Consider the following 17009-nt stretch of genomic DNA (forward strand, 5'->3'; position numbering starts at 1 on the left):
GTCACCTCGATCAGGCAAATTGCTCGGCGGGCTGGCCTGCAAGCAGGATCGCCGTGTGGGTCGGTGCAATTGCGGTGTGCTTCGTCGTTTGGGTCAACGCCGACAGCATCGCGTGGTCGTTGAAGCGGAAGAAGCACAAAAGCTGGTCGGAAGCGGCCAGCTTGACGATTTGCGCGAGCGACAGCCCGGCAAGCAAGTCAGCCAGTTCCGACGACAGTCCCAGCCGGAACATTCCGACCGGTTTGTCCTCGCGCAACATGCGTTGCGCGAGCATGATGTAAGACAAGTTGATCTCGCGGATTGAATCCAGCGTCTCGCTGCTACGGTCCATGTTGTCTGTTTCCGAAGCCCCGAATTACTATGTCGGCTTTGCGCCGTTATGTCTTTTCTGCCTCGCCGGCAACGTGGCCTCCGGCTACATGTTGCTACTTGCTACAGCCAGCGAACATTTGATACAAGGCGTTACATTTCGTAACAGCTCGGGACGAATTGTATGTAGGCTAAAACCAGAAATCAATCCTTTCTCAAAAAAATATCTCAAAAAACTACATCATTTTTCGGTAAGTTTTTCACGCCGTTGTAATGAATGATGCCAGGTGAATTTATAGCCTTTCGACACTGGCCTCTATTCCATGAAAACCCTTGCTGGATGGACATCCTGCGCGACTGTCCGAGACGTGCGTCCGCACTGCGCGGCGATCGGTAAATTTGTTTTGGATTAGAAAGGAACAGAAAGCGATGGAATGGACGGTAATAAATACTCGTGCTGGGTGGCGCGTGAGGGACGGATGGAGCCTGTAACCGTATGAAGCGTCCCCCGTTACAAACTACGCAAACGGGAGGGCCGGATTTGTAACGGCTCGATGAGGATGGGCAGCCGGTCTGTCGCACGCGTTCGACCCCGAGACCGAACAGCGGTCGCAGACGCGTACCGATCACGTTGCGGACGGAGGCTGCGAGAAGCCAGTGCCGTGCAGGCTGCCTGACATGATGTCGGCGCAATAGGACGACATTACAACGTTGACGAGGCGCCGGGAATGGCCGCAAGGAGGCGTTGTCAATGATTCCGAGGGCGCTATGCGAGGAATCGCGCCATCAGATCCTCGTCATGGAACACCCCGTCGACGTTCAAGGCGCCGCCTTCGCACCCATATTTGCGAAAGCCGAGCGATTCATACAGCCTGCGCGCCGCGTCGTTGCGGCTACCCACGGTTAGCTGCACCTGTCGCAAACCGTCGACGCGCGCCGCGCGCGTCAGCAACTCGCCGAGCAGCGCGCGCCCGACCCCACGACCAGCCGCTTCCTGTGCGACATACATGCCGACCACGTTCGCCTTGTGCCGCTCCTTGTGGGCTTTATTACGCAGCAGACCGACGACGCCGATCAGCGGAGCGTCGGCCGACGCATACGCGCCAAGCAGAAACGTGCCTTCCGTCTCCGAGGCCTGCAGTGTCGCGTCATGCTGCCCGGCGCCTTTCGCCAGCGCTTCGTCGTGGCTTTGTCCGAACGAAGCGGGGTGCGCCGTCAGCCCGCGCAGACGAAGCTGGAAATAGGCGTCCCGGTCGGCGGGTCCGAGTTGGCGGATCAGCAGGGTGTCGGCGTTGACGGACATCTCACTTATTCGTGGTGAGTGGAGTCGAGGTACGCGAGCGGCTAGCCGCGCTGGTGTTCGGCAAATTCGCGCAGCGCGGACGCGGTTTGCTGATCCGCCGGAAAGAACGCCTCGATGGCGAGTTCCGACAGCGTAACGTCCACGGGCGTGCCGAACACCGTGGTGGTGCTGAAAAACGACAGCACGCCAAGCGGTGTACGCAGCCGCAATGGCACGGCGATCTGGTTGAGGACTGCATCGTCCAGCGTCGAGGCGTCTGCATCCGGCGGCGCGGGGTAGCCGGCCAGTTCGTCGCGTAGTGCGCTCAGCGTGTCGTCGCCGCTGACGTCGATCTGCCGTTGCAGGCGGCCCAGCACATGCTCGCGCCACGCATGCCAGTTGACGATCGACGCCGCAATGCCTTGCGGATGCAGACTCAGGCGCAGTGCGTTGACCGGTGGCTTCAACAGTTCGGGACTCGCGCCGCTCAACAACGGCGCAATCGCATTGTTGGTCGCGACGATGGTCCAGTGCCGGTCGATCGCGAGGGCCGGGTAGGGCTCATGTCCTTTGAGCACCAGTTCGACGGCTTCGCGCGCGGCGGCGAGCTGCGGGTCGGAGAGGGGACGTTCGCGAAACAGCGGCGCGTAACCGGCCGCGACGAGCAGAGCATTGCGCGCGCGCAACGGCACGTCGAGGCGCTCGGCGAGATGCATGACCATTTCCCGGCTCGGTAGCGCGCGCCCCGATTCGACAAAGCTCAGATGGCGGGTCGAAACGTCAGCCTCCGTGGCGAGCAGCAACTGACTCATGCGCCGCCGCTGCCGCCATTCGCGGAGAAGTTCGCCGACCGCCCGAGTGCCGATCGGCGCGGATGATGGAGCCGCTTGTGCAATAGAGAGTGTGTTCATGCCACCGATCATAGTCAAAGCGTGCAAGCAATCGATTACCTGAGAGGTAATGCCCCGCCAATTTCAGTCAACGAGACGCGTGCCCGGCTCAGGCGGCGACCAGGCGCAACGGCACGGCGGTGAATTTGACGCCGATCGCACTCGCCAGTTTGAGGACCGTGTCCATGCGTGGCTTGGAGCCGGGCGCGAGTGTCTTGTAGAGGCTTTCGCGGCCCAGGCCCGCTGCGGCGGCGATCTTCGTGATGCCGCGTGCCTTGGCGATATCCGCGATGGCGGCGAGCAGCAGATCGGAGTCGCCTTCGTCGAGGGCGGCGTTCAGATAGGCCGCGACCATTTCGTCGTTGTCGAGGTACTTCGATGCGTCGAAGCGTGCCGTTTTGATCTTGCTCATGACCGTTCCTTTCTGATGGTTGTCCACATTGCTCCGGCATGCCTGATATCCGCCTGCTGCGTGGCCTTGTTACCCCCGCAGAGCAGCAGATACATCATGCGTTCCTCGCGCGCGTAGTAGACCCGGTAACCCGGCCCGCAATCGATGCGCATCTCGAACACGCCGTTTTCCAGCAACTTCGCGTCGCCGAAAAGCCCGCGTTCCGCGCGGCGGATCCGCACGAGAATTTGCGCCTTCGCCTTGATGTCGGTGAGGCCGTGAAGCCAACGGTCGAACTCTTCGGTGCAGTTGATCGTGTACACGCGCGGTGTTTCGATCTGCGGATGATTGTATCTCCGGGGATACGGTCGTGCAAGCGAGAAAAGCGTCTCGATAAAGCGGTCCAAGCGGTCCTCCTGTTCATTGCATTGCCCGCCTCGCGATGTCGTCGGCGGGCTTCGATGAGTCACTTGAGGTTAGCGGTGCGAAGGTTTTTTGACGACTCGGCCGAATGACCTATTTGGCGAGAAAAACAGTGAAAAGCGCTGCGTGACAGCGAAGGCTGCATCCGCTTGATTACCTCTCACGTAATCGACGCAATGCACGCGAGCCGTCAATCTTCATTCCGAGCCCGCCGCATGCGATGCGCATGCCGCGCGAAGTGCTCAGTCCTGTCAATCGAGGAGTTCGAGATGAATGCGCATACCGATTTGATCGACCGTTATTTCGATACCTGGAACGAGACCGATGGCGCGCGTCGTTGCGAGTTGATCGCGGCAACGTGGAGCGCCGATGCCGACTATCGCGACCCGCTGCTGGCGGGCGCGGGCCACGATGGCATCGACGCCATGATCCGCGCGGTGCATGAGCGTTTTCCGCATCACACGTTTCGCCGTACGACCGACGTCGACGGCTTCGCGAATCGCCTGCGCTTCTCGTGGGCACTGACGACCCCCGCGGGCGAGGCGATCGTGAAGGGCTCGGACTTCGGCGTGGTGGACGCGCATGGGCGTCTGCAAGCGGTCACCGGTTTTCTCGACGAAACCCCCGGCGCCGCCTGAGGCGTCTTTCACGGAGACGATCATGCACGATCCCGCCGCTGCCAAGCCCGCACAAGTCCATCTCGCGTTGCTGCGCGTCGCGACCGCGCTCGATGCGTTATCGAGCGCGATCGCCGGTTTCGCGCTGCTCGGCGGCGCGCGGGCGTTCATGTTCATCGCACTGCTCGGTTGGCGCGAGCCGGTGCTCGGCGGCGCGGGGCTCGTGCTGCTCGCTTTGGTCGGATGGCTGCGCTGGCAATGCGGTGCGAGCGCAGCGCCGCAAGACGTCCGGCGCGCTTGCTACAATCGATCGTCGTGCGGATGAAGCGTCGTGCGGATGAAGCGTGACACGCATCGTCTTGCGCAAAGCTCACGACCTCACCCCCTCAGCATGTTCCCAACCGAACGACCTGGAGACCCCGTGCTGAAAAATCTGGACCCGCTACTGAACGCCGATATCCTGCACGCGCTGCGCTCGATGGGCCACGGCGACGAGCTCGTGATCTGCGACGCCAACTTCCCGGCCGACGCCGTCGCGCGCGATACCGTGCTCGGCAAGCCGCTGCGTCTCGACGGCGTCAGTTCGCCGCGCGCGATCCGCGCGGTGTTGTCGGTGCTGCCGCTCGACACCTTTATCGAGCATCCCGCGTCGCGCATGGAAGTGGTTGGCGAGCCGTACACGATTCCCGCGGTGCAGCGCGAAGCGCAAGCCGAGGTCAACGCGGGCGAGGGGCGCGAGGTGCCCTTCGTGTCGATCGAGCGGTTCGCGTTTTACGAGCGTGCGCGCCAGGCATACTGTGTGATCGCGACGGGCGAGGAGCGCGGCTACGGCTGCTTCGTATTCACGAAGGGCGTGTTGCTCGCGCCGGACGCGCCACGCGTATAGTCGCTACCACCTTTCTCGATTCATCACGACAAACCCATGAGCTTCCAGCTAGCCAGTCTCGATCATCTCGTTCTGAACGTCGCCGACGTCGAAGTGAGCGCGGCGTGGTACGCGCGGATGCTCGGCATGCGACGCACCGAGTTCGCGTCGCGCACCGGCACGCGCGTGGCGATGAACTACGGTAATCAGAAGATCAATCTGCGTCCCGCGTCGGCCGATACCATCGCCTGGTTCACGTCGCGCCAGGTGGTGCCGGGCACGGCGGACCTGTGCTTCGTGACCACCGCAAGCCCGGACGACGTCAAGGCGCACTGGCTTGCGCAAGGCGTCGCTATCGAGGCGGGGCCGGTGGAGCGCGACGGCGCGCGCGGCAAGATGACCTCGGTGTATTGCCGCGACCCGGACGGCAACCTGATCGAGGTCGCCACGTATCCGTCAGCTTGAGCGGGCTTGGAAATCGCGGCCATTGCTCATATGCTCAGGGGCGAGGCGGGGAACTGAGCCCGTCCATTCGGGTCTGCTGCTTATTCATTACAGGAGTCCCCCCATGTCGCGTCCCGTCGATTTCGGCATTATTTTCATCGCCCGTCTTGCGCTTTCCGTGCTGTTCCTGTGGAGCGGGGTGATGAAACTGCTGGGCTATGCGGGCTTCGTCGGCTACCTGCATTCGAAAGGTGTGCCGTTCGTGCAGATCGCCGCGCCGATCGCAACCGCGATCGAGGTGCTCGGCGGCCTGCTGCTCGTGGTCGGCTTCAAGGTACGGCCGCTCGCGCTGGTCATGGCGGCGTATACGGTCGCGACGGCGGTGCTCGGCCACGACTTCTGGAATATCACCGACCCTGCGTTGCAGCACGACATGGTGATTCATTTCTGGAAGAACATCGGAATCGCGGGCGGTTTCCTGCTGCTGTTCGTTACCGGCGCGGGGCGTCTGAGCATCGACAACGCGCGCGCGCCCCGCAGCGGACTCGGCGGGCTGTAAAGCGTGAGCGCGCGCAGTCGGCGCGGCCCGCATCCTGCTACACAGCAGGATTTCCAATCCGCGCCAATCATGGGAGCAGATGATGATTCAGAACTTCGAGCAAATGATCGGCGGCAAGCTCACGCAACTGTGCGCGAGTCTCGGCGAAGGGCCGACGCCGCATCGTGTGATCATCAGCCTCGCCGAGTCGGCGAAGACGCTGGTGGTTCTGGATGCGTCCGGATTCATCGGCACGCTGAAGGCGGACATCGAGGACCCGGAAAAGCTGCTCGCGGATGCGATCGCCAAAGCGCGCAACGAAGGCCTGATCGAGCGCGCAATCGCTACCGGCACGATTCAGGAGGCGTCGCTGTAGGCGCCTGCATTACACACCGCTTACTTGCTCGCGGCGCGCGCGCGGCGCGCAGACGATGCCGCCGCGTGCGGCTCCGGATGCACGAAACACGCGAGCACGAGACCCAGCACCAGCAGTCCCACCGAAATAGCCGTCGCCGCTTGCATCCCCGGCACGATCTGCGTCGCGGCCGCACCGCCCGCGAGCGCGCCGAAGGCCGCCACACCCACCGCGCCGCCGGCCTGGCGCGCCGTGTTCAATACCGCCGACGCCGTGCCCGCGCGCCGCGCTTCGGTCGATGCGAGCACCGCCGTGGTCATCGCCGGCACCGCGAGTCCCATGCCCGACGGAATCAGCAAAAACGGCAGCAGCAGGCCAATCAGCGGCGTCTCGGCGTCGACGAGATGCAGCAGACCATAGCCGAGACCGGCCGTGATCGCGCCGAGGATCATCGGCACGCGCACTCCCAGGCGGCCGATCACCCAGCCGCTCGCGACGTTCGAGATCAGGAAGCCGCCCGTCAGCGGCAGGAACGCGAGGCCCGCCTGCAACGGCGTGTAGCCGCGCACGCGCTGCAGGTAAAGGCTCAGCACGAACACCATGCCGTAATAGGTCATATTCACGCAGACGCCGAACAGCACCGCCGCGCTGAACGTGCGCGTGCCGAACAGCGACAGCGGCAGCATCGGGCGCGCGACGCGCGCTTCGACGAACACGAACGCACCCGCCGCCAGCAGCGCCAGCACGAAGCCGCCGGCGACCAGCGGATGCGCGAGCCCGAGCGGCCGCCATTCGATCACCGCGGCGACGAACGCGGTTAGCGCGACGATCGCGAGACACTGGCCGCCGAGATCGATGCCGCGTGGCGTCGCGCCGGTGTTGCCGCGAGCGGCGGCCGGCACGCCGCGTTGCGAGGTTTGCGGACGCGGAATCCACAGCAGTGTCGCGAGCAGGCCGGCCGCGCAGATCGGTAGATTGACGAGAAAGATGCTGCGCCAGCCGAACGCGGCGATCAGCAGACCGCCAGCCACCGGCCCGGCCGCGATCGAAATCGCGCCGGAGGCGGTCCACAGGCCGACCGCGCGTGCCCGCAGCTTCGGTTCGTGGCCGAACGACTGGTTCAGCAGCGCGAGCGAATTCGGCAGCATCGCGGCCGCGCCGATGCCCTGCACCGCGCGTGCGGCGATCAGCATCGGGGCGTCGAGCGCGAGCCCGCAGGCCAGCGACGCGAGCGCGAACAGCACGATTCCGCACGCATACATGCGCCGCGCGCCGAAGCGGTCGCCGAGCGCGCCGGCCGACAGCATCAGCACCGCAAACGCGAGCGTGTATGCATCGACGACCCATTGCAGGCCCGCGACGTTCGCGTGCAGGTCCGCGCCGATTCGTGGCAACGCGATGTTGACGATGGTCACGTCGAGTTGCGTGACCACGAAGCCGACGCTGACGGTCGCGAGAACGCGACCGAGGGCGGGCGAAAAGGAGGGTGTGGATGAGTTCATGACTGCATCGTAAGCCCGATCCCGCGCGCCACGTTTCGGCGTGGCGTGAAGTATGGATGTCGCCGGATCAGCGCGCCCGCGGCGCATCCTTGATGAACAGCGTGGTCAGCGCGCCCAGCACGCAGATCGCCGCGACGTACAGCGGCGCGGCCAGCGGGTTCGACTTCATCATCAGCGATACGGCGATCGGCGTCAGACCGCCGAACACCGCATACGCGACGTTGTACGAGAAAGAGATGCCCGAGAAGCGCACCACCGGCGGGAATCCGCGGACCATCACGAGCGGAATCGCGCCGATCACGCCGACGAAAAGTCCGGCCAGTGCATACAGCGGCACGAGCAGGGACGTATCGACGGCCAACTGGCGAAACATCACGTAGTACGTGATCGCAAGCGCAATGCCGCCGACGAAAATCGTGCGACCCGCGCCAATGCGTCCGGCGATCGAACCCGCCACCACGCAGCCGATCGTCAGGCACAGCGTCGCGACACAGTTCGCGAGCAGCGCGGTGGCCGGCTCGATGTGAAATTGCTTTTGCAGCAGCGTCGGCGTCATCAGGATCACGACGACGATCGCCGCCGACAGCATCCAGGTGAGCAGCATCGACACGATCACCGCGCGGCCGTGATCGCGCAGCACGGCCTTCAGCGGCACTTCCGCGGCGATCGCCTTGCGTTGCTTCAGTTCGGCGAACACCGGCGTCTCGTGCAGCCAGCGGCGCAGATAGACCGAGAACATACCGAACACGCCGCCGATGAGGAACGGAACACGCCACGCATATTCGGAAATATCGGCCGGCGTGAAATGGCGATTGACCGCCGACGCAATCAGCGAGCCGAGCAGAATGCCCGCCGTGAGGCCGGCCGTCAGCGTGCCGCACGCATAGCCGACGTGCCGCCCGGGCACGTGCTCTGCGACGAACACCCATGCGCCCGGGACTTCGCCGCCGACCGCCGCGCCCTGCATCACGCGGAACAGCAATAGCAGCACCGGCGCGAGCACGCCGATGCTCGCGTAGGTGGGCATCAGGCCCATCAGCAGCGTCGGCACCGACATCAGCAGCACGCTCAGCGTGAACATGCGCTTGCGGCCGAACAGGTCGCCGAAGTGCGCCATGATGACGCCGCCGAGCGGCCGCGCCAGATAACCGGCCGCGAAAATGCCGAAGGTCTGCACCTGACGCAGCCAGTCCGGCATCGCCGCCGGGAAGAACAGCTGGCCGATCGCCGGCGCGAAGAAAACGAAGATGATGAAGTCGTAGAACTCGAGCGCTCCGCCGAGCGCGGCGAGACCGAGTGTCTTGTAATCGCTGTGCCCAAGCGGGCGGGGGGTGACAGCCTGCGCTCCACCCAGATTTGTCGCTTGCATTGCCATGTCTTTTGATGAATTGTGAGCCACGCGGGAGACGCGTGGACATACGGCGGTCGTCGGGCGAGAAGTGCGGCAGGCGCTGGGTAGAGCACGGGACACGGGCGCGCCGTCCTGATAGGGCGGGCGCGCTGACGACGGAGGCCGGCGCGGATTTTACAGGATGAAAGCGGAAGTCCTGCGGAAGCGCCCAGTTGGGCGAAAAAAGCGGCGGAAAATCGGAATGCTCCGAAGGGAGGGACCGGGGTGCGGCTCGGAGAATGGCCTGCATGTCCTTGTCGAGAGTCTATCCCATGCGCGTTGCAGTTCTTCAGCGTGACCCGGTCATGCGTCAGTCCATTGAATCTAGTCTGGTGAGAGCCGGCCATTTCTGCGCGGTCTATGACGACGGCGTTGCGTTTTCGAGGTCGCTCGTGCGCTCCACGATGGATCTGCTGGTGCTCGACTGGCAGGAGATGCGGCCCGCCGGCGCGGACCTGTTGCACTCGGTGCGCCGCGTGGCAGGCGAGCACGTGCCGATCATGTTCGTGTCGAACGACGGCTCGGAGGAAAGCATGGTGCGCGCGCTCGCCGGCGGTGCCGACGATTACCTCGCGTTGCCGCTGCGGGACGCCGTGTTTCGCGCGCGAGTCGCGGCGCTTCTGCGGCGCGCGTATCCGGAGCGTTTCAGCGCCGCGACCTGTTTCGAGATCGGCCCCTATTGCTTCGACACGATCGGCCGGGCGGTCACGCTGCGCGGCGAGCCGGTGCCGCTGTCGCCCATCCAGTACCGGATCGCGGCGCTGTTCTTTTCCAACGTCGATCGCGTGATGTCGCGCGACCATATCTTCGCGACGGTGTGGGGCCGCGAACTGCGCGAGTTCACGCGGACCATCGACAGTCACGTGTCACGGCTGCGTCTGCTGCTCGCGATCGAGCCGCACAATGGTTTCCGGCTGCAGCCGGTATACAGAAGCGGCTACCGGTTGCTGCAGCTTCACGACCATGTGCTCAGGGAGTGAAGATTCGCAGTCGGCGCGCACGGCATGAGGTCGCCACGGCCAGGTATATGCTGAAATCCGCGTTGCAGCCCGTTGCGCTCGCCAGCGGTGTTCGTTCTCCTTATGTGTCCGTATCGGTTAGCCGGGTTGCCGCGTTTGCGCCGAGGGTCATCGACGCCGATACCGAATAGCGGGACGTTTCGCGCGCCGCGCGCGCGGCGGCTCACGCATCGCGCCGCTATGCCGAAATCGTCTCAATCCGCGCGTACGCGCACCAAGACCCACCGGCCCGCGATTCCTACCATGGGCGACATGAAAACCCTCAACATCATCGACTCGCACACCGGCGGTGAGCCCACCCGCCTCGTGGTGTCGGGTGGCCCGGATCTGGGCGGCGGCACGCTCGCGCAACGGCTCGAGGTGTTCCGCACCCGCTTCGACGACTGGCGCGCCGGCATCGTCACCGAACCGCGGGGCTCGGACGTGGTGGTCGGCGCGTTGCTCTGCGAGCCCGACGATCCGACTTGCGCGGCCGGCGTGATCTTCTTCAACAACGTCGGCTATCTCGGCATGTGCGGGCACGGCACCATCGGGCTCGTCGTGTCGCTCGCGCACATGGGGCGGATCGGGCCGGGACGACACCGCATCGAAACGCCGGTCGGCATGGTCGAGGCGACGCTGAACGAAGACGGCGGCGTCGCGGTGCGCAACGTGCCCGCGTATCGCCACCGCAAGGCGGTGCAGGTCGACGTGCCAGGCTATGGCGCACTGACCGGGGACATCGGCTGGGGCGGCAACTGGTTTTTCCTCGTCGCCGAGCATGGGCACGAGCTCGAAGCCGCGAACATCGCGAGCCTGACGGCTTTCAGCTCGGCGATTCGCGACGCGCTGATCGCACAGAACATCACCGGCGCGAACGGCGCGCTGATCGACCATATCGAGCTGTTCGGACCGGGTTCGCGCGAGGGCCTCGACAGCCGCAGCTTCGTGCTGTGTCCCGGCAATGCGTACGACCGCTCGCCGTGCGGCACCGGCACGAGCGCGAAGGTCGCGTGTCTCGCGGCCGACGGCAAGCTTGCCGAAGGCGCGGTGTGGCGCCAGGAGAGCATCATCGGCAGCGTGTTCGAGGCGAGCTATCGCACGGCGGGCGACGGCGTCCACGTGATTCCGACCATCACCGGTCACGCGCACATCATGGCCGAAGGGTGTCTGTGTTTCGACGAGCGCGATCCGTTCGCGTGGGGTATCCGGACCGCATGAGCCCGGACGCGCTGATCATCGGAGCGGGTATCGTCGGTGCCGCGTGCGCCGCGGAACTGGCCGCGCTCGGCATGCGCGTCGAGGTGCTCGACGCGCAGCGCATCGGCGGCGGCGCGACGGCGGCCGGCATGGGCCATATCGTCGTGATGAACGACTCGCCTGCCGAATTCGCGCTGAGCCGCTATTCGCGCGAGCTATGGCTCGAGCTCGCGCCGCAGCTGCGCGCGCGCGACGCGTTCGCGCGCTGCGGCACGCTGTGGGTCGCAGCCGACGACGAAGAACGGCAAGCCGCCCGCGCAATGCAGGCGGCGTTCGAGAGCCAAGGCGTCGCCGCGCAATTGCTGGACTCGGCCGAACTGCGCGCCTGCGAACCGGCGCTCGCACCGTCGATGGCGGGCGGCTTGCGCATCGAGCACGACAGCATCGTGTATGCGCCGACCGCCGCCGAATGGCTGCTCACGCAGTCGCCGCATGCGGCGAATATCAGCGTGCGACCTGGAGCGCCGGTCGCGTCGGTCGGTGCGGGTGGCGTGACCCTGGCGTGCGGCGAGCGCACCAGCGCGGCGCACGTGGTCGTCGCGAACGGCCTCGGGGCGGCGCAATTGTTGCCGTGGCTGCCGTTGCAGCCGAAGAAAGGCCATCTGCTGATCACCGACCGCTACCCGGGGCTGATCCGTCATCAACTGCTCGAACTTGGCTATATCAAGAGCGCGCATCACGCGACCGGCACGTCGGTCGCGTTCAACGCACAGCCGCGTCCGACCGGGCAACTGCTGATCGGCTCGTCGCGCCAGTTCGAAACAACCGATCCCGCCGTCGAAATGCCGGTGCTCGCCCGGATGCTGCAACGCGCCGCGCAGTATCTGCCGCGGTTGCCGGCGCTCAGCGGCATCCGCGCGTGGACGGGGTTTCGCGCCGCGTCGCCGGACGGCCTGCCGCTGATCGGACCGGCCGGCGAGTTCGCGCCCGACGTCTGCTCTGGCTCCGCATCCCGCCTATGGCTCGCGGTCGGCCACGAAGGGCTTGGCGTGACGACCTCGCTCGCGACCGCGAAACTGCTCGCGGCGCAGATCGCGGGCCATGCCGCGCCGATTCCGTGCGAACCTTATCTACCGGTGCGTTTTGCAGAGCAGGTGGCTCATGACCGACACTGACGCGGCCCGCATCCGTTTGACCGTCGACGGCCGCAGCATCGAAGTGAAACCCGGCACGACCATAGCCGCGGCGCTCGCGATCGCGGGTGTGCGCGGCTCGCGGCTGTCGGTCAAGGGCGAGCCGCGCGAAGCCTTGTGCGGGATGGGCGTGTGCCAGGAGTGCCGCGTCACGATCGACGGTCGCGCGCACGCGCTCGCGTGCCAGACGCTATGCCGCGACGGCCAGCGCGTGCAGACACGAAACGGGACAGTACACGCATGACGCAGCACTTCGACATCGTGGTGATCGGCGGTGGTCCGGCCGGGCTCAATGCCGCGCGGGCGGCGGCGCAGGCGGGCGCGACGGTCGCGCAGATCGATGACAATCCGCGCGCCGGCGGCCAGGTCTGGCGCCAGGGGCCCGCCTATCCGCCTCAAGCAGCGTTGCAGGCGTTGCTCGCGGCGTTGCAATCGCAGCAAAACTTCACTTACTGGCCATCGACGCGCGTGATCGCGCCGCTCGGCGCGCAAGGCTTGCTGCTCGAATCCGCCGAACACGGCGGCGTGTCGATCACCTATGACAGACTGATCCTTGCGACCGGCGCGCGCGAGCGTCTTCTGCCGTTTCCCGGCTGGACCTTGCCCGGTGTGACCGGCGCGGGCGCATTGCAGGCGCTGATCAAAGGCGGCATGCCGGTGCGCGACGAACGGATCGTAATCGCCGGCAGCGGCCCGCTGCTGATGGCCGCGCTCGCCACCGCGCGAGAGGCCGGCGCGCGCGTGATCGCGGTGGTCGAGCAGGCATCGGCGGCCGAGGTCGCGCGTTTCGGCGTGTCGCTGCTGCGCGAGCCCGCGAAGCTGCGTCAGGCGATCAGCCTCACGCGCGGCTTCGCGGGACTGCGCTACTGGACCGGCAGCATCGTGAGCGAAGCCCGTGGCGCGCAGCGCGTGCAACAGGTGACGATCCGGCGCGGTGAACGCGAGGTGACGCTCGATTGTGACCGCGTCGCGTGCGGCTTCGGACTGCTGCCGAACGTCACGCTGGCCCAGGCGCTCGGCTGCGCGATCAACGACGCGGGCGAAATCGTCATCGACGAGGGACAGCGCACCTCGCTCGAACGCGTTTATGCAGCGGGCGAGTGCACGGGCGTCGGCGGCGCTGAGCTCGCTGGCGCGGAAGGCGAGATCGCCGGTCTCGTGGCGAGCGGCGCGGCGAGCGCGCAACGCGCCGCGCTGGCGGCGCTGGTCGCGCAACGCGCTCGCTGGCGGGGCTTTGGCGCGCGCGTCGCGGCGTCGTTCGCATTGGGCGAGGCCGCGCGCACGCCGCCCGCCGACGCGACGCTGTTGTGCCGTTGCGAGGACGTGAGCGTCGGCGAGGTGCGCCGCTGCGCCGACTGGCGTGACGCGAAACTGCAGACGCGCTGCGGTATGGGCCCTTGCCAGGGGCGCATCTGCGGGGCGGCTGCGAGCCTGTACTTCGGCTGGCCGGCCGCCGCGGCGCGTCCGCCGTTCAGTCCGGCGCAAATCGGCACGCTGATGAGCGCCGCCGAACCGCCGACTGCGGCGCCATGACGGCTCCGCGCTTACCCTCGGTAGATATTGGCGGGCGACGCGCGGCTCTATAATCGACCGCAATCAACCGCACGAGCAGGCTGCCCGGCCGCACCGGCGCAGCGATCCGCGAACGCAACCTAACGCAATCAACCAGGCACGCAGCCACGGAACCGCACGATGAACACGCTGGCGCATCCGCTCGAAACTGACGATACGACGCTGTCCGGCATGCTGTCGCATTTCAGGTTGCTCGAGCCGGTATTCGATGCAATGCCGGACGTCGTGTTCTTCGTCAAGGACGCCGACGCGCGGTATGCGCTCGTCAACCGCACGCTCGCTTCGCGTTGTGGCTTCAAGGAAAAGGCCGCGCTGCTCGGCAAGACCGCGGAAGACGTGTTTCCGCGCCGCTTCGGGCGCATCTATACCGCGCAGGACAAGGCGATCATCGGCGTCGGCAACCAGATGCTCGATCAGCTCGAACTGCATCTGTATCCGGGCCGTCAACCGGGCTGGTGCCTGACCTGCAAACAGCCGTTGCGCGATGCGACGGGCAAGGTGGTCGGCCTCGCCGGCATCTCCCGCGATCTGAAAGCCGACGAAAGCAGCCATCCGGCCTACAGCCGGCTTGCCGCCGTCGTGCAGTCGATCCAGCAGAATTACGTGCAGCCGCTGAACCTGAAGCAGCTTGCGGCGATGGCGGACATGTCGGTCGCGCAGCTGGAGCGCTACTTTCACAAGGTGTTTCATCTGACGCCGCGCCAGGTGCTCCTGAAAACGCGACTCGACGCGGCGACCGCGCTGCTGGTGTCGCACGACAAGGTCACCGACGTCGCCGCGCGTTGCGGCTACACCGATCACAGCGCGTTCACACGGCAATTCAAGGCGACCGTCGGCGTCACACCGACCGAATACCGGATGTTGCTGCACGGTACGCTGCGCGGCTGAACGGCGTCGGGCGTGTCATGGCGGGTCGCGCGCATCACTACTACGTGTACGTCGTCGCGCTCGACGACAAGGTGTGGAACGAGGCGCGCTTTCGTCGCGCGAATCCTGGTTACCGTTTCGACAAGCCGTGCGTGTACGTCGGCATGACGGGGCTCGACCCGGACTTGCGCTTCGATCGGCACAAGGCGGGCATTCAGGCGAATCGCTATGTGCGCGATTACGGCCTGCGTCTGATGCCCGAACTGTACGACGTGTTCAACCCGATGCCTTATCGCGGCGCGCAGGATATGGAAGTGGAATTGGCGATCGGGCTGCGCGAGGCGGGGTATGGGGTATGGCAGGCTTGAAAGGCTTGACGCGGCCGAATTCCATTTTGACGAGCGTGCTCAATGTGCTCGCCGCCATGCGATGACGCTTGCCGGCACTACTAATGCGATGGCGACGATATATCCCGAAACGATCAGCACAAAGTTGCCCCAAGCTTCGACATCGTAGGCGTCGGGCTCCCAATTGGGATATAGGCAACGCAGTAGCCATCGAACGGAACCAGCGAACCATAACGGTATCTGGAACGATAGTTGTTGCGTGCTCCATGCGAGTGCAGTGCCTAATGCGACCCATATCCCAAGTGCACTGATGCACCATCGAAGCAATCGGGCGTCTCTCATCGCACTTCTACTCGCCCGTAAGCTCGCATGTTAGTTCCTGGTATTGGCAGCGTTGGCGAAGTCCGACGGATATAGCGCTGCAGCCGCTCAAAGCCAGCCAGATCTTTTACGGTAATGCAACCTTGGCTTAGATGCCTCGACCCTTCGGGATGAAGGCGGAATTGACCCCGCCGGATGCCTTGAATCATCGTCACGTCGCCGCCGTGAGGATTCCACAGCGTGAATCATTTGTGCCGATCACTACTTCCGAAGTGTTCACCGATAAAGTCCCTTAGTCCCCCGATGCGTCCGCCGGATTGGCGGTCAATCAGGTAGTACGTGCCGGGAGGTATCGGGCCGACATCCACATCCGCGACATTGTCGGGATTGTCCCTGCCGGTTCTCTGACCTGAATAGGCCTCGACCGCGCCAAAGCCTGAACAGACGAATCGTGATGTTTCTTTCCGATTGAGCTCGAAGATACAGCTTACAGTCATTGGTTTTTGCTCCAGAATTCCCTGAGGTGGCGGAGCAATGACTATTGCGTGTACGTCGGTGCCAGACAATCGGAGCGTTCTTAAAGATGCCTCGCATGTCTACGAAACTGATGCAGAAGCGCGGCGGTCTGATCTATCGCCAAAAACGTAGGCCACGCTCAGTGGCTGTGCCTGAATAGAAAAAAGCCGCGTCAACGCAAAGCGCTGACGCGGCCTCAGATGACCGGGTCGCGAGCCGATCTGCTTACTTCACCCCAAGCCCTCGCAACACCGCATTACCCTCGGACGTCAGACGGATATGCGGCGTGCCCGCATCGTTCGAAACGGTCTCGACGAGACCTGCTTCGTAAAGCTGCGGAATTTCGGGTTTTGCGGATGCATCGATCGGCGCGTGCAGCAGCAGCAGCAGCGTCGCGAGTTCGTGATGGCTCAACAGACGGCGCAGGATAGTAGGCCGTTTGGCCGGTGTTTCGTTGGTGTTGATTTCGGGCTGATTCATGGAGCGCACCTCGTGCGGGGACATGTCCGGGGATCTTGCGGACGAAGTCTTAAACGATTCTTAAGACTCCATTGTCCTGTAACACCGTGACATGAACGTTGCAATGGATCAGATTCCGGCGCCTGCAACGTCGCCTTTATGCGCCGCAAAGCCTTATGGCGCGCAGGTTTTGCTTGCCGATTCGATCCACAGGTTGCTTACATGACGCTTGCCCGCATAGAAACGGTAAGTTGTCGCGCCGTTGTCGCTGCGTACCTTGACGACGTTCGAGTCGCCGAAGTCGAGCATCTGACCCTGCGGGATCCCGGTCGACTTGAACGCGGCGTTGTGATGATTGGCCATCTGCGTCAGACAGGCGACCACGTCGTCGACGGAACGCTGTGTCGTCGTGTCCGTGACGGGTTCGCCGGAATCCGGGTCTTTCTGAAAATACGCGCAAGCGCTGAGCAGTAGCGAAAGGGACAGGACTGCAGCGAACTTCTTCATATCTCTCCTGGCGTTGATTCGGC

At 64.7% G+C, this 17009-nt stretch carries 22 protein-coding genes and 1 pseudogene; 13 read left to right on the forward strand and 10 right to left on the reverse strand.

Translation table 11 applies throughout. The features are described 5' to 3' along the window. Window positions 1-10 precede the first annotated feature (10 nt). The 5 genes from flhD to F6X37_RS10575 all read right to left on the reverse strand — a co-directional run bounded on the left by flhD (window position 11) and on the right by F6X37_RS10575 (window position 3279). Window positions 11-331, reverse strand: coding sequence for a flagellar transcriptional regulator FlhD (gene flhD, locus F6X37_RS10555; protein WP_090807045.1), 321 nt, complete (start codon window positions 329-331; stop codon window positions 11-13). A gap of 744 nt (window positions 332-1075) precedes the next feature. Continuing rightward, window positions 1076-1612, reverse strand: coding sequence for a GNAT family N-acetyltransferase (locus F6X37_RS10560; RefSeq protein ID WP_187611223.1), 537 nt, complete (start codon window positions 1610-1612; stop codon window positions 1076-1078). Between the two features lie 41 nt (window positions 1613-1653). After that, window positions 1654-2502, reverse strand: coding sequence for a helix-turn-helix domain-containing protein (locus tag F6X37_RS10565; protein WP_187611224.1), 849 nt, complete (start codon window positions 2500-2502; stop codon window positions 1654-1656). 88 nt (window positions 2503-2590) lie between these two features. Further along, window positions 2591-2893, reverse strand: coding sequence for an addiction module antidote protein (locus F6X37_RS10570; RefSeq protein ID WP_187611225.1), 303 nt, complete (start codon window positions 2891-2893; stop codon window positions 2591-2593). Continuing rightward, window positions 2890-3279 carry a type II toxin-antitoxin system RelE/ParE family toxin gene (locus F6X37_RS10575; protein WP_187611226.1) on the reverse strand — a complete coding sequence of 130 codons (390 nt, stop codon included), beginning with the start codon at window positions 3277-3279 and terminating at the stop codon, window positions 2890-2892. The genes F6X37_RS10570 and F6X37_RS10575 overlap by 4 nt, the downstream gene beginning before the upstream one ends. A gap of 285 nt (window positions 3280-3564) precedes the next feature. Here F6X37_RS10575 and F6X37_RS10580 point away from each other — a divergent pair, with 285 nt between their 5' ends. From F6X37_RS10580 to F6X37_RS10605, 6 genes are all read left to right on the forward strand, one after another. Further along, window positions 3565-3933 (forward strand): nuclear transport factor 2 family protein, encoded by a 369-nt coding sequence (locus tag F6X37_RS10580; RefSeq protein ID WP_187611227.1) that lies wholly within the window; start codon window positions 3565-3567, stop codon window positions 3931-3933. A gap of 22 nt (window positions 3934-3955) precedes the next feature. Further along, window positions 3956-4237, forward strand: coding sequence for a hypothetical protein (locus F6X37_RS10585; protein ID WP_187611228.1), 282 nt, complete (start codon window positions 3956-3958; stop codon window positions 4235-4237). Between the two features lie 96 nt (window positions 4238-4333). Next, a complete protein-coding gene (locus F6X37_RS10590; RefSeq protein ID WP_187611229.1) occupies window positions 4334-4798 on the forward strand; it encodes an RbsD/FucU family protein in 465 nt (154 codons plus the stop codon). A gap of 36 nt (window positions 4799-4834) precedes the next feature. Beyond that, the gene (locus tag F6X37_RS10595; protein WP_187611230.1) at window positions 4835-5242 is read left to right on the forward strand and encodes a VOC family protein; all 408 of its coding nucleotides are present in this window, start codon (window positions 4835-4837) and stop codon (window positions 5240-5242) included. Window positions 5243-5345: 103 nt separating this feature from the next. Continuing rightward, entirely contained in the window at window positions 5346-5780 is a 435-nt protein-coding gene (locus F6X37_RS10600) for a DoxX family protein (RefSeq protein ID WP_187611231.1), read from the forward strand. 82 nt (window positions 5781-5862) lie between these two features. Further along, entirely contained in the window at window positions 5863-6135 is a 273-nt protein-coding gene (locus F6X37_RS10605) for a hypothetical protein (protein WP_090810195.1), read from the forward strand. A gap of 20 nt (window positions 6136-6155) precedes the next feature. On the opposite strand, the gene F6X37_RS10610 is transcribed toward F6X37_RS10605, so the two are convergent. Together F6X37_RS10610 and F6X37_RS10615 are read right to left on the reverse strand one after the other, a co-directional pair. Further along, window positions 6156-7616: an MFS transporter gene (locus tag F6X37_RS10610; RefSeq protein ID WP_187611232.1), complete on the reverse strand. Its 1461-nt coding sequence runs from the start codon at window positions 7614-7616 to the stop codon at window positions 6156-6158. A 67-nt stretch (window positions 7617-7683) separates the two neighbouring features. Then, window positions 7684-8985, reverse strand: a complete 1302-nt coding sequence (locus F6X37_RS10615) for an MFS transporter (protein ID WP_187611233.1) — start codon at window positions 8983-8985, stop codon at window positions 7684-7686. Between the two features lie 293 nt (window positions 8986-9278). Between F6X37_RS10615 and F6X37_RS10620 the strand changes: the two genes are divergently transcribed. The 7 genes from F6X37_RS10620 (at window position 9279) to F6X37_RS10650 (ending at window position 15204) form a co-directional block, all read left to right on the forward strand. Next, the gene (locus F6X37_RS10620) at window positions 9279-9986 is read left to right on the forward strand and encodes a response regulator transcription factor (protein WP_187611234.1); all 708 of its coding nucleotides are present in this window, start codon (window positions 9279-9281) and stop codon (window positions 9984-9986) included. Between the two features lie 282 nt (window positions 9987-10268). Then, complete coding sequence (locus F6X37_RS10625; protein ID WP_187611235.1) at window positions 10269-11225, forward strand: 4-hydroxyproline epimerase; 957 nt, start codon at window positions 10269-10271, stop codon at window positions 11223-11225. Next, window positions 11222-12379 carry an NAD(P)/FAD-dependent oxidoreductase gene (locus F6X37_RS10630; RefSeq protein WP_187611312.1) on the forward strand — a complete coding sequence of 386 codons (1158 nt, stop codon included), beginning with the start codon at window positions 11222-11224 and terminating at the stop codon, window positions 12377-12379. Before F6X37_RS10625 ends, F6X37_RS10630 begins: the two co-directional genes overlap by 4 nt. Continuing rightward, the gene (locus F6X37_RS10635) at window positions 12366-12641 is read left to right on the forward strand and encodes a (2Fe-2S)-binding protein (protein ID WP_187611236.1); all 276 of its coding nucleotides are present in this window, start codon (window positions 12366-12368) and stop codon (window positions 12639-12641) included. The genes F6X37_RS10630 and F6X37_RS10635 overlap by 14 nt, the downstream gene beginning before the upstream one ends. Further along, window positions 12638-13930: an NAD(P)/FAD-dependent oxidoreductase gene (locus F6X37_RS10640; RefSeq protein WP_187611237.1), complete on the forward strand. Its 1293-nt coding sequence runs from the start codon at window positions 12638-12640 to the stop codon at window positions 13928-13930. The genes F6X37_RS10635 and F6X37_RS10640 overlap by 4 nt, the downstream gene beginning before the upstream one ends. A 159-nt stretch (window positions 13931-14089) precedes the next feature. Next, the gene (locus tag F6X37_RS10645; protein ID WP_090806925.1) at window positions 14090-14857 is read left to right on the forward strand and encodes an AraC family transcriptional regulator; all 768 of its coding nucleotides are present in this window, start codon (window positions 14090-14092) and stop codon (window positions 14855-14857) included. A gap of 17 nt (window positions 14858-14874) precedes the next feature. Then, on the forward strand, window positions 14875-15204 hold the full coding sequence (locus F6X37_RS10650; RefSeq protein WP_187611238.1) for a hypothetical protein: 330 nt from the start codon (window positions 14875-14877) through the stop codon (window positions 15202-15204). A 317-nt stretch (window positions 15205-15521) separates the two neighbouring features. Here F6X37_RS10650 and F6X37_RS10655 read toward each other — a convergent pair. The 3 genes and pseudogenes from F6X37_RS10655 to F6X37_RS10665 form a co-directional block, all read right to left on the reverse strand. Then, window positions 15522-16001 (reverse strand): annotated as a pseudogene (locus F6X37_RS10655) (DUF2778 domain-containing protein). A 244-nt stretch (window positions 16002-16245) separates the two neighbouring features. Beyond that, window positions 16246-16500: a hypothetical protein gene (locus F6X37_RS10660; RefSeq protein WP_090810191.1), complete on the reverse strand. Its 255-nt coding sequence runs from the start codon at window positions 16498-16500 to the stop codon at window positions 16246-16248. A gap of 153 nt (window positions 16501-16653) precedes the next feature. Next, complete coding sequence (locus tag F6X37_RS10665) at window positions 16654-16986, reverse strand: hypothetical protein (protein WP_090806920.1); 333 nt, start codon at window positions 16984-16986, stop codon at window positions 16654-16656. Window positions 16987-17009 lie beyond the last annotated feature (23 nt).

Origin of the sequence: Paraburkholderia sp. 31.1, from assembly GCF_014397645.1 — a bacterium.
Lineage (GTDB): Bacteria > Pseudomonadota > Gammaproteobacteria > Burkholderiales > Burkholderiaceae > Paraburkholderia > Paraburkholderia tuberum.